General features: G+C 65.8%; 11 protein-coding genes. 4 read left to right on the plus strand and 7 right to left on the minus strand.

Going from position 1 to position 13,738, the window contains the following annotated elements:
* Window positions 1–34: 34 nt before the first annotated feature.
* From rnd to P2G67_RS07825, 3 genes are all read right to left on the minus strand, one after another.
* Window positions 35–1,207, minus strand: coding sequence for a ribonuclease D (gene rnd / locus P2G67_RS07815; protein WP_275821751.1), 1,173 nt, complete (start codon window positions 1,205–1,207; stop codon window positions 35–37).
* A 61-nt stretch (window positions 1,208–1,268) separates the two neighbouring features.
* Entirely contained in the window at window positions 1,269–3,263 is a 1,995-nt protein-coding gene (locus P2G67_RS07820; RefSeq protein WP_275821753.1) for a TRAP transporter permease, read from the minus strand.
* Between the two features lie 112 nt (window positions 3,264–3,375).
* The gene (locus tag P2G67_RS07825) at window positions 3,376–4,410 is read right to left on the minus strand and encodes a TAXI family TRAP transporter solute-binding subunit (protein WP_275821755.1); all 1,035 of its coding nucleotides are present in this window, start codon (window positions 4,408–4,410) and stop codon (window positions 3,376–3,378) included.
* Window positions 4,411–4,911: 501 nt separating this feature from the next.
* On the opposite strand from P2G67_RS07825, the gene aspS reads away from it, so the two are divergent.
* Window positions 4,912–6,702: an aspartate--tRNA ligase gene (aspS, locus tag P2G67_RS07830; RefSeq protein ID WP_275821757.1), complete on the plus strand. Its 1,791-nt coding sequence runs from the start codon at window positions 4,912–4,914 to the stop codon at window positions 6,700–6,702.
* Between the two features lie 63 nt (window positions 6,703–6,765).
* Here the strand turns inward: aspS and P2G67_RS07835 are convergent, their stop codons facing one another.
* The 3 genes from P2G67_RS07835 to metX are packed head-to-tail and all read right to left on the minus strand — an operon-like array spanning window position 6,766 to window position 9,497.
* Window positions 6,766–7,593: an ion transporter gene (locus P2G67_RS07835; RefSeq protein ID WP_275821759.1), complete on the minus strand. Its 828-nt coding sequence runs from the start codon at window positions 7,591–7,593 to the stop codon at window positions 6,766–6,768.
* A gap of 39 nt (window positions 7,594–7,632) precedes the next feature.
* On the minus strand, window positions 7,633–8,274 hold the full coding sequence (gene metW, locus P2G67_RS07840) for a methionine biosynthesis protein MetW (protein ID WP_275821761.1): 642 nt from the start codon (window positions 8,272–8,274) through the stop codon (window positions 7,633–7,635).
* Window positions 8,271–9,497 (minus strand): homoserine O-acetyltransferase MetX, encoded by a 1,227-nt coding sequence (metX, locus tag P2G67_RS07845; protein ID WP_275821763.1) that lies wholly within the window; start codon window positions 9,495–9,497, stop codon window positions 8,271–8,273. The genes metW and metX overlap by 4 nt, the downstream gene beginning before the upstream one ends.
* Before the next feature lie 208 nt (window positions 9,498–9,705).
* Between metX and P2G67_RS07850 the strand changes: the two genes are divergently transcribed.
* Genes P2G67_RS07850 through P2G67_RS07860 form a run of 3 tightly spaced genes read left to right on the plus strand, consistent with a single transcriptional unit; the run spans window position 9,706 to window position 12,607 of the window.
* Window positions 9,706–10,599 (plus strand): chorismate mutase, encoded by an 894-nt coding sequence (locus P2G67_RS07850; RefSeq protein ID WP_275821765.1) that lies wholly within the window; start codon window positions 9,706–9,708, stop codon window positions 10,597–10,599.
* A complete protein-coding gene (gene hisC, locus P2G67_RS07855) occupies window positions 10,599–11,669 on the plus strand; it encodes a histidinol-phosphate transaminase (protein WP_275821767.1) in 1,071 nt (356 codons plus the stop codon). Before P2G67_RS07850 ends, hisC begins: the two co-directional genes overlap by 1 nt.
* A complete protein-coding gene (locus P2G67_RS07860; protein ID WP_275821769.1) occupies window positions 11,666–12,607 on the plus strand; it encodes a prephenate/arogenate dehydrogenase family protein in 942 nt (313 codons plus the stop codon). The genes hisC and P2G67_RS07860 overlap by 4 nt, the downstream gene beginning before the upstream one ends.
* A 7-nt stretch (window positions 12,608–12,614) precedes the next feature.
* Here the strand turns inward: P2G67_RS07860 and P2G67_RS07865 are convergent, their stop codons facing one another.
* Window positions 12,615–13,634: a glucokinase gene (locus P2G67_RS07865; protein ID WP_275821771.1), complete on the minus strand. Its 1,020-nt coding sequence runs from the start codon at window positions 13,632–13,634 to the stop codon at window positions 12,615–12,617.
* Window positions 13,635–13,738 lie beyond the last annotated feature (104 nt).

Raw genomic sequence — 13,738 nt, forward strand, 5'->3', positions numbered from 1 at the left:
TGGAACGACCGGGGTGGGTGACACCGGACAGCCGTCAGGACTTGAGGTCGGCGCCGCCTGCGGAAAGGGGGACGAGCTTGACCCGCTGGCCCGCGGCTGCCAGCGCGAGGTCGCCGCGCTTGAGCGCCAGGGCATCCTTGCCGAAGATCTTGCGGCGCCAGCCCGTCAGCGCCGCCACCTCGGCATTGTCGTCCAGGGCGATCTGCTCAAGATCGGCGCTGTTCGCCACCAGCTTCTGGGCGATGTCGTGCTCCTCGCACTTGTGCTTGAGCAGCACCTTCAGCAGGTCGAGTAGGGCCTGCGGTGCTTCGGCATTGTCCACTTTGGGGGCCTGGGGAAGGCTATCCTTTGGCAGGGCAAGCACCGCCTCGATCTCGGCCAGGATTTCCTTGCCGATCCGCCCGCGCGCCACGTCAGCGTTCAGGCCACGCGTACGCCCCAGGGCGTCCGGCGTGGTGGGGAGCTGGGCGGCGAGGTCGTAGAGCTGCTCGTCGCGGATCACCCGGTTGCGTGGCACGTCCCGGCGCTGCGCCTCGCGCTCGCGCCAGCCGGCCAGCGCCTTGATGGCGGCGAGATAGCGCCGGTCGCGCGAGCGGCTTTTCAGGCGTTTCCAGGCATTCTCTGGGTCGAGGTTGTAGGTCGCCGGATTGGTCAGCGTGGCCATTTCCTCGCTGAGCCACTCCGCTCGCCCGTTACGCTCCAGGCGGCTGCGCAGCTTGACGTAAACCGTGCGCAGATGCGTGACGTCGGACAGAGCATAGTCCAGCTCCCGCCGGCCCAGCGGACGCCGCGCCCAGTCGGTGAAGCGCGCGGACTTGTCGATTCGGGCATTGGCCAGGGCGCCGGCAAGCTTCTCGTAGCTCGCCTGCTCGCCAAAACCGCAGACCATGGCCGCCACCTGGGTGTCGAAAACGGGCTCCGGCAGGCGGCCGCAGAGATGATAGAAGATCTCCAGATCCTGCCGCGCGGCGTGGAAAACCTTCAGCACCCGCGTGTCGGCAAAGAGATCCAGCAGCGGCGTCAAATCCATGCCCGGTGCCAGAGGATCGATGATCGCCGGCTCGACCGGGCCGGCGATCTGAATCAGGCAGAGCTTGGGCCAATAGGTTGTGTCGCGAACGAACTCCGTATCGACCGTAACGAAATCTGCGCTGCGCTGGGCCGCGCAATAGCCGGCGAGCGCGTCGGTATCTGTCAGGACTAGCATGGCCGCCAATTATAGCGCGCCGCAGCGCGCCTCGAAAGGCGCAACCGCAGACCGCGTTGCGTCAAGCCTTCGCCGTTTCGGGCGCCCCCAGAGTGCGAACGACACGGCGCATTGCCAGCGTGCCCAGCACCAGTGCCACCAGACAGGCGACCGCGAAGGCGCCTGCAAGGGTGGTGTCGGGGATCAAGATGGCCCCAAAGCCCAGTGCGGCGATGACGACGCGCAGTCCTATGTCCGCAGCCTTGCTGTGCGACAGCCGCCCCTGGAAGGAGAGGCTGAGTGCCAGAGTGCCGGTCACGACGATTAGGAAGGCGGGGATTTGCGCCCAACCCGGGTTGAGCACCAACTCCGGATGGGTGAAGACCGCGGCCATCATGACCATCAGCGGCATGCACAGCACGATCGCATGCATCATGGTCCGTACGAAGGGGGCGTCCGCGATGCGTGAGGTCACGGCCGCCACCACCGAGGTGGGTGGCGAGAGCTCGCCGAAGACAGCGACGAAGAAGGCGAAGAAGTGCACAACCCAGGGGTCGAGCCCGGCCCTGATCATGAAGGGCGCGATGACCACCGCGGTGATGATGTAGGTCGGCGCCACCGGCAGGCCCATGCCCACCAGGTAGCCGAAGCCGAAGGCCACCAGCACCATGACGATGAGATTGATGCCGGCGCCTTCCATCAGGATGACGCCAACCTTGGTCGGCACGCCGGTGATGGTGAAGCTCGCGGTCAGGATGCCCAGGGTGGCGAGCAGGATGGCCAGTTCGCAGGTGATCGTCGCGAAGGATTCGATCATCCGCAGGAAGGGCCGTGCAATCTCCCGGATGTCGAAAAGGCGCTCCTTGACCACGCGGAAGAGGAAGACCGCCGCCATGACAAGGAAGAGATAGATGAAGACCGTCTGCGCTGCCGACATGGCCGCGCGCCGCTCGACACCCATGAAATAGACCAGACCCACCACCGCCAGGGCATAGGCGGCGATGTTGAAGCGGTCGAGATGGCGCAGCGGGCCGACCTTGTCCACCAGGGTGCGGTGCTGGAAGCGCAGGGCGAGAAGGTAGACGGCGAACGCCACGCCGATGAAGTAGACGAAGGCCGGTGCGAAGCCGCGGGCAACCACGTCGAAGTAGCTCACCCGCAGGTACTCGGCCATCAGGAAGGCCGCGATTCCCATCAGGGGCGGCATGAGCTGCCCGCCCAGCGAGGAGGCGGTTTCCACTGCTGCTGCGGTGACGCGGGGAAAGCCCGCGCGCACCAGTGCCGGGATGGTGGCCGATCCGGTGGTTGCTGCGTTTGCGGCGCCAGAGCCGGAAACAGCGGCGACCGCCAAGGAGCCGACCACCACCGCCTGCGGCAGCATGGTGGGCGATTGTGCTGCCAGCCGCGACGAGCCGTGCAGGATGGAATCGATGCAACCGAAGGCGCGCAGCACGGCAAGGACCAGAATGAAGGACCCGATCAGGGTGAGGCCGAGCTGCGGCAGGCGCTCGAAGATGCCGGTCGACATCTCGACGCTGATTGAACTGGCCACCCGCTCCCAGGACATGCCCGGGTGGTTGAATAGGCCCGGGACCACATAGCCGTAGACGGTGTAGAGGATCAGCAGGAGATTGATGACGAAGAGTACGAAGTAGCGCCGGCGCGTGTATTCGAGGATCAGCGCCGCCATCCCGGCACCCACGATCAGGTCGTGGGTGTTCCACATGCCCATGCGGTAGATGCGGATGCCGTCGAACTCGGTCCGGAGATAGTAGGCGGCGTAGACGCTGAAGCCGATGTAAACGAGGGCAAAAAGCCACGGCAGCGCCGGCCCCAGTGCCGGGTAGAGCATCTGCTTGCGCAGGTCGTTCAGGATGACGATGCACAGCGTGATCGGCATCATTGTGACCGCCAGCAGGGAGGGACCCCCGGCGCCGGTCATGTAGTAGCGGAAAAGGTAGACGAAAAAGCCGGTGCAGAAGACGTAGAACAGGATGTCGGCGACCAGGCCAAGCCGCTGCTTGAGCGGGGTGTCCCGGGGCGGCGGTCCAGTTTCCAATTCGACGATATCCGACATCCTCTTGTGTCTCTTGCGGCTGGTGGGATCAGATTCAACCGCCCCCGGCCGATCGGACCGGGGGCGGTGTCTCAGGGGCGGGCGTTGAGCGCCCTGTACACGGTAGGATTACTTATTCCGCGATGCGGTCGTCCCAATCCTCGTTCCAGGCGTCGCGATCCTGGAGGAAGCGGGCCAGCCCCGGATGGATCGGGGCAGCATCGCCGATGGACTCGATGCCACGCACCTGCATGCCGACGAGATCGTCTTGCAACTGGGACAGGCCGGGGTCCGCCGCGACAAGCTCGTCGACATTCTCCTCGACCACCTCGAGCATGCGGTAGACGGTATCGGCGTCTACATTCATGCCGACGTGGAAACCATAATAGAAGGGAACGGCCACCACTTCGTCGGCGCCGATGGCATTGTCGTAGGCATCGGCACTGATACGAACCACCTGGATGCCCGCATCTGCGAGTTCCTGAATTTCCTCGTCACTGGGATTGAGGACGTGGACGTCCGTGCTCATGAGCGCTTCCTGCACCCAGGGGGACGCACTCGCTTCGCCGGCCGTGTAGATCGAGAAGGCATCGACCGTGCCGTTCTGGAGCGACTGGGCCGTCAGGCCAGTGTCGAGCTCCACATACTCATGACCGACTTCGAGGGCGTTCATCGCGCGCTCTAGAGCCGCGCGCGTGTCCCAGGGCGCCGGGCTGGTGAAGACGGGGCGGCCGCTCAGCGAGCGCCAGCCCTCATACTCGCCGATGTCCTCGGCGCGCACGCCCAAGCCCATCTCCAGCGTGTAGGCCCAGAAGGACTGAGTGAGCTCGTTCTCGCCCGGCTCGAAGCCTTCGTAGCGGCCGGTGTCTCCGGCAATCTCGTGAAAGGCGACGTCGGCACCATAGTAGCCGTCGAACTGCCCCGCCGAGAAGCCACGCACCGAGGCCGCCGCCCCGGGGGTCGGCATCACCGTGATCGAGATCTCATCCATGTTGCTGTTCAGAATCTGGGACAGGCTCACCAGCGCACGGTGACCGGCGGAGCCGACAGAGGACGTCGCCCAGCGAATTTCCTGAGTGTCCTGCGCCGTGGCCGGTGAGGACATCAGGCCCCCGCTCAGTCCGACGGCGGCAACGCCCGCTGCCAGAGTTAGGATCGGATGTTTCATGCGAGCCTCCCAATGTTGATCAAATCCAGTTTGTGCAGGAACTATAACCTGTCGATGCAACTGCTCACAACCGCTGATCAACAGCCAGTCAAGTTCGCGGTGAGCCATTGGCAGCGAACTATTTGTACACCAATGTTTGGCTGTAATCGATTCCCCGCTCACCTAGAAGGCCTACTTGATCCGACATCAACGGCGAGTGCCTGTCGAGCCGCTGTGGGATGGTGCTGATTCTTCGTGCATCGGCAATTCCACCGCCTGGCCTTCTCCCTGTGCCCCGATCCTTGACAAACACCCGCCGCTCGTTGCCTCTTGCCGCCGCCTTTTCGACGCGCGCGCGTCCTTGTGAAGCGCGGCGTCGGGGCCTGGACAAGGTCGTTCTCGATCGCGTTTGCCTGGCGAGCCGATTGAGTGCGAGACGATCCAGCATCATTCGCGGCTGAACAGCCGCTTGCCTGCTCGCTCATGGGGGCAGGCGCGGGGCCCTTCGAAACGGAAAAGCCAATGCACGCCTATCGTACCCACACCTGCGGTGAACTGCGCGCCTCCCATGCTGGCACGCAAGCGCGCCTGTCCGGCTGGATCCAACGCAAGCGCGACCATGGTCAGCTGCTGTTCGTGGACCTGCGCGACCACTTCGGGATCACCCAGTGTGTGGTGGACGTCTCGTCGCCGATCTTTGCGGAGGTCGAGGCAGCCCGGCCGGAGAGCGTGGTGACCATCACGGGCACGGTGGTCGAGCGCTCGGCGGAAACGGTCAATCCGAAGGTGCCGACAGGCGCGGTGGAACTGCGCATCGAGGCCTTTACCCTGCAGTCCCGCGCCGACCTCCTGCCGCTGCAGGTTAACTCGGAAGAGGATGCCGGCGAAGACATCCGTCTGCGCTACCGTTACCTCGATTTGCGCCGTGAAAAGATGCAGCGCAAAATCGTGCTGCGCGGCAAGGTGATCAATTCGATCCGGCGCCGGATGATCGAGCAGGACTTCGTCGAGTTCCAGACGCCGATCCTCACCGCCTCCAGCCCCGAAGGCGCGCGTGATTTCCTGGTGCCGAGCCGTCTGCACCCGGGCAAGTTCTACGCGCTGCCCCAGGCGCCGCAGATGTTCAAGCAGCTGGTCATGGTAGCAGGCTTTGACCGCTACTTTCAGATCGCGCCCTGTTTCCGAGACGAGGACAGCCGCGCCGACCGCTCGCCGGGCGAGTTCTACCAGCTCGACTTCGAGATGAGTTTCGTGACGCAAGAGGACGTCTTCGCCGCCATCGAGCCGGTGTTGCATGGGGTCTTCGAGGAGTTCGCTGACGGCCGTAAGGTCTCCCCGGCGCCCTTCCCGCGCATTCCCTTCGACGAGGCCATGCGCAAGTACGGCTCCGACAAGCCTGACCTGCGCAATCCCATCGAGATGGAAGCAGTGACCGAGCACTTCGCCGGTTCCGGCTTCAAGGTCTTCGCGGGCATGATCGAAAAGGACCCCCAGGTCGAGGTCTGGGCGATTCCGGCGCCGGGTGGCGGCAGCCGCGCCTTTTGTGATCGCATGAACTCCTGGGCGCAGGGCGAGGGGCAGCCGGGTCTGGGCTACATCTTCTTCCGCGAGGGTGAAGGGGCCGGCCCCGTGGCCAAGAACATCGGCCCGGAACGCACGGCCGCGATCCGCGAGCAGCTTGGGCTCAAGGACGGCGATGCCGTCTTCTTCGTCGCCGGGCTGCCGAGAAAGTTCGCCGCTTTCGCCGGTCAGGCTCGCACCCGCGTTGGCCAGGAACTGGACCTGATTGAAAGCGGCGTCTTCAAGTTCTGCTGGATCGTCGACTTCCCGATGTACGAGCAGGACGAGGAGACGGGGCAGATCGAGTTCTCCCACAACCCCTTCTCCATGCCGCAAGGCGGACTGGACGCGCTGGAAAACCAGGATCCGCTCACCATCAAGGCCTTCCAGTACGACATCGTCTGCAACGGCGTGGAACTGTCCTCCGGCGCGATCCGGAACCATCTGCCGGAAGTGATGATCAAGGCCTTCGAGATCGCTGGCTACGGCAAGGAAGAGGTGGAGGCGCGCTTCGGCGGCCTGTTCAACGCCTTCCGCTACGGCGCGCCGCCCCATGGCGGCTCGGCACCGGGCATCGACCGCATCGTCATGCTGCTGGCCGACGAGCCCAATATCCGCGAGGTCATCCTCTTCCCGATGAACCAGCGCGCGGAGGACCTGATGATGGCGGCCCCGGCCGAAGTGCCGGCGGAGCGCCTGAAGGAACTGCACCTCAAGCTGGCTCTGCCGCCGAAGGTCGTGAAGGAGGGCTAAGGGCGCCTCTTGGTGCCAAGGCCCGGAAGTGTGTGCGTGCGGCCCTGAGGGGCCGCCGCTCGCCTATTGCCCCTGATCCTCTGACCGCCGCTCTTGGCGCATCTCCGTCACCTCCTGCCGCAGGCTGCGCAGCTCTGCCAGGATGGCTTCGGCGTCGGCGTGGGCCTGTTCGCGCTCGGCCTCTACCTCCGACTGGTGCTGGCTTTGCATGGCATCGACGATGATGCCGATGAAGAGGTTCAGCACGGTGAAGGAGGTCAGCATGATGAAGGGCACGAAGAACAGCCAGGCGATGGGATAGGTTTCCATCACCGGCCGCACGATACCCATGGACCAGGATTCCAGTGTCATGATCTGGAACAGCGAGTAAGACGAGGCACCGATGGTGCCGAACCACTCCGGGAAGCTCGCGCCGTAGAGCCGCGTGGCGATGACGGCGAAGACGTAATAGACCAGGGCGAGTAGGGCTACGATCGACCCCATGCCGGGGATGGCGCTCAGCAGCGCGCCCACCACACGGCGCATCGAGGGGATGCCGGAGACGAGGCGCATGACGCGCAGCACGCGCAGCGCCCGCAAGACCGAAAGGTTGCCGGTGGCCGGCACCAGCGCCACGGCCACCACCAGGAAGTCGAAAATGTTCCAGGGATCACGGACAAACCGCCGCCCGTGGACCAGGATCTTGGCCCCCAGTTCGAGCACGAAGACGGCGAGAATCAGGCTGTCCAGAACGCGCAGCAGCTCGCCGGCGGCCTCGCGCGCCGTGGCACTGGTTTCCAGGCCCAGGACCACCGCGTTGATGACGATCAGCGTCATGATGATGCGCTGGCTGCGCGGGTGCTCGACCAGCGCCCGCAGCTTCTCACGCCACGCCGATTGCCCCGCGGTCATGCCCGGTCCCTCACTGTGCGTTCCTCATTGGCCGGTCTTTCAATCGCGTCTTAGAAGGAACACTCCGTCCTGTCCCAGGAGGTTGGCCAGCGTGGGCGAGGTGATCTCCTTCGGGGTGCCGTCGTCGCGCACCGTGAAGGCATGGTCCACGGCAATCCCTTCCTCGCGGCAGAGCGAGAGGAAGTCCAGCAGGGTGCAGAGGTGGATGTTCTCCGTCTCATACCAGGCTTCAGGCAGCGAGGGTGTTTGCGGCATGCGCCCGTGCAGCAGCAGGGACAGGCGGATGCGCCAGTAGCCGAAGTTGGGGAAGGAGACGATGGCACGCCGGCCGATGCGCACCAGCTGCCGCAGGACGGCGCGCGGGTCGCGGGTCGCCTGCAGGGTCTTGCTCAGCACGGCCACATCGAATGCGCCGTCCGGGTAATGCGACAGCGCGGTGTCCGCATCGCCCTGCACGACGGAAAGACCGCGCGCCACCGAGGCGTTCACGCCTGTCTGGCTGAGTTCCATCCCGCGGCCGACGACGGACTTTTCCCGTACCAGGAACTCCAGCAGCAAGCCGTCGCCGCAGCCGATATCGAGCACGCGGCTTCCGGGCTCGATCAACTCGGCAATCAGCCGAAGGTCCGAGCGCCCGAGGCTGCCCGCTGTCGGCGTGGAGAGAGGCTGCGCCCGGCTCATGAGATCCGCTCTTCGCTCGGGTCTCGTTCGCCCAACTCAAGTGGAATCAGGTCCCCCGTCGGCAGGTCCAGCCGTTCCGCCGAGCCGTTGAGGAAGCCGTGCAGCGTGGCGTGGAACTCGGGCTCGTTCAACAGGAAGGCATCGTGTCCCTTGTCGCTTTCGATTTCCACGAAGCTGACGTCGGCAGCGACGGCGTTCAGGGCGTGCACCACGCGCTTGGCCTCGGATGTCGGAAAGAGCCAATCGCTGGTGAAGGAGACCAGGCAAAAGCGCACTGGCGAGTCACGGAAAGCTCCGGCCAGCACCCCGGCATGGTCGGCGGCGAGGTCGAAATAGTCCATTGCCCGGGTGATGTAGAGGTAGGAGTTCGCATCGAAACGCTCGACAAAGCTGGCGCCCTGGTAGCGCAGATAGCTTTCCACCTGGAAATCTGCGTCGAAGCCATAGCTGAGCGCGCCCCGGTCCTGGAGCCGTCGGCCGAACTTGCGGTGCAACGCCGGCTCAGAGAGATAGGTGACATGGGCGGTCATCCGCGCCACTGCCAAGCCGCGGCGCGGCACGCTGCCGGCCTCGAGATAGCGCCCGCCGCGCCAATCGGGATCGGCCATGATCGCCTGGCGGCCGATTTCGTGAAAAGCGATGTTCTGCGCGCTGTGGTGGGCGGCCGTGGCGATGGCGATGACGCTGTGCACGCGTTCGGGGTGGTGCGCTGCCATCTGCAGCGCCTGCATCCCGCCCATGGAGCCGCCGATGGCGCAGAAGAGCTTGTCGATACCCAGATGGTCCAGCACCCTCAACTGCGCGCGCACCATGTCGGCGATGGTCACCACGGGAAAATCGAGGCCCCAGGGCTCGCCGGTCTCGGGATTGATCTCCTTCGGTCCCGTCGAACCCATGCAGCCGCCGGGCACATTCACACAGATGATGAAATAGTGCCGGGTGTCGAGCGGTCGCCCCGGGCCGATCATCACTTCCCACCAACCGGGCCGGCCGGTGATCGGGTGATCCTCGGCGGCAAACTGGTCGCCGGTGAGCGCGTGAAAGACCAGGATGGCATTGCTGCGCTCGGCGTTCAGCTCACCATAGGTCTGGTAGGCCAGCACAGCCGGTGCAAGCGCGGCGCCGCAGTCCAGCTCCAAAGGTCGCTCCGGTCCGATTTCGAGCCGGTGACCGGGCAGGGCGCGCTGAATCTCGGGGGATTTCGAGGAGCTTGGACCGGCCATGGGCTGCGAAGATGCGACTACTCTGGTGTAACGGGGTGCAAACGGTGGAGTGATCGCACACTAAGGAAGCGGGGACCCTTTCTGTCAATGCCCCTTTCCGGGAAGCAGCTCCGGCGTCCGCTCAGCGCAAAGGTTGCGGGATTCCTTTGATTTTCGTCGATTCTGCGACTAACACTGGGCGCCCTTAGAACCAAGATCCCGGACAATGATGGATAGCACTCCATCCCTTGACAGCTTGCGTGGCGAGATCGACGAGATCGACAGCAAGATCCACGATCTCCTGATGCGCCGCACCCAGGTTTCGCGCACCATCGCCAATGCCAAGCCGAAGGGGCCGACCTCCTTCCGCCTGGCGCGGGAAATGCAGGTGCTGCGCCGCCTGGTGGCGCGCCATGCGGGTCCGCTGCCGCGTGCCGTTTTGGTGCGTCTTTGGCGCGAGATCCTGGCCGACTCCCTCTCCCAGCAGGGCCCCTTCGCCGTGGCCGCCTATAGCGCCGAGCCGGGCAGCAGCCTGACCGGGCTGGCGCGCGACCATTTCGGCGTGCTGACTCCGGTGCTGGAGCGTGGCTCCGCGGTGCGGGTGATCAATGCCGTCGTTGAAGGAGAATGCAGCATCGGACTGCTGCCGCCGCCGGCCAGCGATGCGCCGGATGCCTGGTGGCGCTATCTGGCGCGCAGCGGCGAGAAGGTGCCGCGCATCATTGGCTACCTGCCCTTTGCGCCGGCTGCGGCGCCGTCGGGCGCCGACCAGACCGCGTTGGTCATTGGCCTGGTCGATGCCGAGCCCTCGGGCGCGGACCACAGTTTCCTGGTCCTGGAGGCCGGATCTGAATTGAGCCGCAGCGCAGCGCGCAGCCTGGTGGAAAAGGCCGACCTGCCGGTTCATGATACCGTGTTGTGGGACAGCCCTTCGGAGGGCTACCTGCTTCTGGTGGAGGTCGCCGATTTCGTGGGCCGCGACGACCCGCGTCTAAAGCGTCTGCAGGAAAACAACGGCGAGCGGATCCAGCATTGCTGGCTGATTGGGGGCTATCCCCTGCCTTTCGCCGAAGCCGATCTGGTGGACCCGCGGGTCGCCGCCAAGGAACGAGAGCGTAGCTAATGCCTTTGCAAGTCCGTCCCGGAATCATGGAAATCGCCGCCTATGTCGGCGGTGAGGCTGCCATTCCCGGTGTTGAGCGGGTGATTCGCCTGGCTTCGAATGAGAATCCGCTGGGCCCGAGCCCCCGGGCGGTGGAGGCTTATCGCGCCGTGGCGGAGGAGTTGCATCGCTATCCAGACGGCGGCGCTGTGGCACTGCGCGAGGCCATCGCGCAGGCGCTGAAGCTGGATGCCGCGCGCATTGTCTGCGGCGCCGGCTCCGATGAGCTGATTTCCTTGCTCACTCGCGCCTATGCCGGACCGGGCGACGAGGTGCTCTATTCGCGGCACGGCTTCCTCATGTACCCCATCGCCGCCAAGAGCGTCGGCGCAACGCCGGTGGCGGCACCGGAGCGGGACATGACGAGCGATGTGGATGCGTTGTTGGCTGCGGTCACCGAGCACACGCGGCTGCTGTTCTTGGCCAACCCGAACAATCCGACCGGCAGCTGCCTGCCGGCGTCCGAGATCGAGCGGCTGCATGCCGGCCTGCCGGACTCAGTGCTGCTGGTTCTCGACTCCGCCTACGCCGAGTATGTGGAGCGGGCGGACTATAGCGACGGCAGCGCGCTGGTGGAAAAGCACGACAATGTCGTGATGATCCGCACCTTCTCGAAGATCCATGGGCTGGCCTCTCTGCGCCTGGGCTGGGCCTACTGTCCGCCGGCGGTGGCCGACGTGCTGCACCGCGTGCGTGGCCCCTTCAACGTGGCGGCTCCGGCCCAGGCCGCCGGCGTGGCCGCCATCGGCGACGGCGACCATCTGGAGCATTCGCGCCGGCACAACGCGGCTGCCCGGACAGCCTTTGTCGAGGGGCTGAAGCGCCTGAACCTCCGGGCCGAACCCAGCGAGGGTAACTTCGTCCTGGTGCGCTTCGGCGATGCGGCCGCAGCGGCGGCGCATCTCAAGCAGGAGGGCATCTTGGTGCGGCGCATGGATGCCTATGGGCTGCCGCAGCACCTGCGGGTGACCATCGGTACCGACGAGGAGATGGCGCGCGTGCTGGACGCGCTCTCCCGCTTCGAACAATGAGCAGGGCTCCTTTCCACCGCGTCGCGGTTCTCGGCATTGGCCTCATCGGCTCCTCCCTCGCGCGGGTGATGCGCACGCGGGGTCTGGCCGAAGAGATCATCGGGTTCGATGGCGCCGAGGCGGTGCGTGAGCGCAGCGTGGCGCTGGGGCTTTGCGACCGGCTGACCGACAGCCCGGCCGATGCCGTGGCCGGTGCCGATCTGGTCATGCTCTGCCTGCCCGTTGGTGCCAATGCGACCGTGGCCGAGGCCATGGCGCCCAGGCTCGCTCCAGGCTGCATCGTCAGCGACGTGGGCTCGGTCAAGCTATCGGTCATCCGCGACGTCGGCCCCTGCCTGCCGGAGGGGGTGCACTTCGTACCGGGCCACCCCATTGCCGGCACCGAGCACAGCGGCCCCGACGCCGGCTTTGCCGATCTCTTCGAGAACCGCTACGTCATCCTGACGCCGCCGCCCGGCAGCGACGGCGAGGCGGTGGCGCGGGTAAAGAGCCTCTGGGAAGACTGCGGCGCCATGGTGGAAAGCATGGACGCCGCTCACCACGACAAGGTGCTCGCGGTCACCAGTCATCTGCCTCACCTGATCGCCTACACCATCGTTGGCACTGCCTTCGACCTGGAGGCCAGCGAGCGCCAGGAGGTGATCCGCTACTCCGCCGGTGGCTTCCGCGACTTCACCCGCATCGCCGGCTCCGATCCGGTGATGTGGCGCGATGTCTTCCTCAACAACCGCGAAGCCGTGCTGGAGATGCTGCAGCGCTTCAGCGAAGACCTCACCGCCCTGCAGCGGGCGATCCGCTGGGGCGAAGGCGACACGCTGGAAGACCTCTTCCGCCGCACCCGTGAGATCCGCCGCGGCGTGATCGAGATGCGCCAGGCCGGCACCTTCGACGCGCGCGAGCCTGATAATCCGGCGCCTGAGGACGAGCCGTCGCAGTAGCCAAAGGTTACGTCTTTTTGAGCTCGTCGGGCTCCGGTGCTTCGCTCAGCAGGCGGCGCAGGCCCAGAAACGCGGTGTCGGGCCGGGTGAGCCGCCACAGCGGCACCTGGGCAAGATAGTCTGAGAAGCGTCCCTTGTCTTCCAGGCGCCGACGAAACGCCTCGGCATCCAACAGCCCCTCCAGATGGCTCAGGACCCCGCCTGCCAGATAAACGCCGCCCAGGGCACCGAAGGCCAGGGCAAGGTCGCCGACGAGCGTTGCCAGCCAGTTTTGGAACAGCACGATGGCATCCCCGCAGAGCCGGTCACCGGCGCGGGCGGCCGCCACGACTTCGGCCGGTGTGTCTGGCGGGGTGGGTGCGCGGCGCAGCGCTGCCAGCGCCCCGGCAATCTCCACCAGACCGGGGCCGCTGGCAAGGCGCTCATAGGAGACATGCCCGCGTTCGTGACGCAGGTGGTCCAGAACCTCCGCCTCCTCGGCAGTGCAGGCGGCGGCCGTCATGTGGCCTGCTTCACCAGGCACCACGGTCCAGCCACCGTGTCTGTCGGCGACGATGGCTGCCGCGCCCAGCCCCGTGCCGGGACCGAGCACCAGGATTGGTCGGCCGGGCCTCGGTGATAGAGCCGGACCCAGCGGACTCCGATCTCCGTCCGTCAGCAGAGGCAGCGCATGCGCCAGGGCCGCGAAGTCGTTCACAACCTCCAGACGCTCCAGACCTAGTTCTGCCTGCACGGCGCGCGGCGTGAAGCGCCAGCGCGCGTTGGTCAGGCTGATCTGCGTATCAGCGCTGTGGTTTGCCACCGGCGCGGCGATGGCCAGGGCCGCCGCGGCCGGGGTGGGGCAGCCGGCCTCCTCCAGGACGCGGGCGATGGCGGTGGCCGGCCCGGCGACCGAGGCCGTGGCCATGCGCGTGTGATAGAGGGCGTCTCCCTCCGCCAGCGAGCCAGCGGGATAGAGCGCGAAGCGGGCGTTGGTGCCGCCGATATCCGCCACCAGCCAGAGGGCCTTGGACTCCCACTCGGTCATGGCTGGATGATCTCCATCAGAAAGCCGATTCCGTCGCGACCGGGCATGCTCTAGGCTAAGCCTCTTGCGACAGCCTGAAAAGTCGATGGCCTCGCGCCTGAACC

The sequence above is a fragment of the Aquibaculum arenosum genome, assembly GCF_029222965.1.
In the GTDB taxonomy this organism is placed as follows: Bacteria; Pseudomonadota; Alphaproteobacteria; order Kiloniellales; family DSM-21159; genus Aquibaculum; species Aquibaculum arenosum.

Bases quoted from the DNA above. Each gene is read 5' to 3' on its own strand.
- metX (WP_275821763.1), bottom strand. From the start codon at position 9,497: ATGGCCGGTCCAAGCTCCTCGAAATCCCCCGAGATTCAGCGCGCCCTG.
- rnd (WP_275821751.1), bottom strand. From the start codon at position 1,207: ATGCTAGTCCTGACAGATACCGACGCGCTCGCCGGCTATTGCGCGGCC.
- P2G67_RS07865 (WP_275821771.1), bottom strand. From the start codon at position 13,634: ATGACCGAGTGGGAGTCCAAGGCCCTCTGGCTGGTGGCGGATATCGGC.
- P2G67_RS07850 (WP_275821765.1), top strand. From the start codon at position 9,706: ATGGATAGCACTCCATCCCTTGACAGCTTGCGTGGCGAGATCGACGAG.
- hisC (WP_275821767.1), top strand. From the start codon at position 10,599: ATGCCTTTGCAAGTCCGTCCCGGAATCATGGAAATCGCCGCCTATGTC.
- P2G67_RS07835 (WP_275821759.1), bottom strand. From the start codon at position 7,593: ATGACCGCGGGGCAATCGGCGTGGCGTGAGAAGCTGCGGGCGCTGGTC.
- P2G67_RS07825 (WP_275821755.1), bottom strand. From the start codon at position 4,410: ATGAAACATCCGATCCTAACTCTGGCAGCGGGCGTTGCCGCCGTCGGA.
- aspS (WP_275821757.1), top strand. From the start codon at position 4,912: ATGCACGCCTATCGTACCCACACCTGCGGTGAACTGCGCGCCTCCCAT.
- P2G67_RS07860 (WP_275821769.1), top strand. From the start codon at position 11,666: ATGAGCAGGGCTCCTTTCCACCGCGTCGCGGTTCTCGGCATTGGCCTC.
- metW (WP_275821761.1), bottom strand. From the start codon at position 8,274: ATGAGCCGGGCGCAGCCTCTCTCCACGCCGACAGCGGGCAGCCTCGGG.
- P2G67_RS07820 (WP_275821753.1), bottom strand. From the start codon at position 3,263: ATGTCGGATATCGTCGAATTGGAAACTGGACCGCCGCCCCGGGACACC.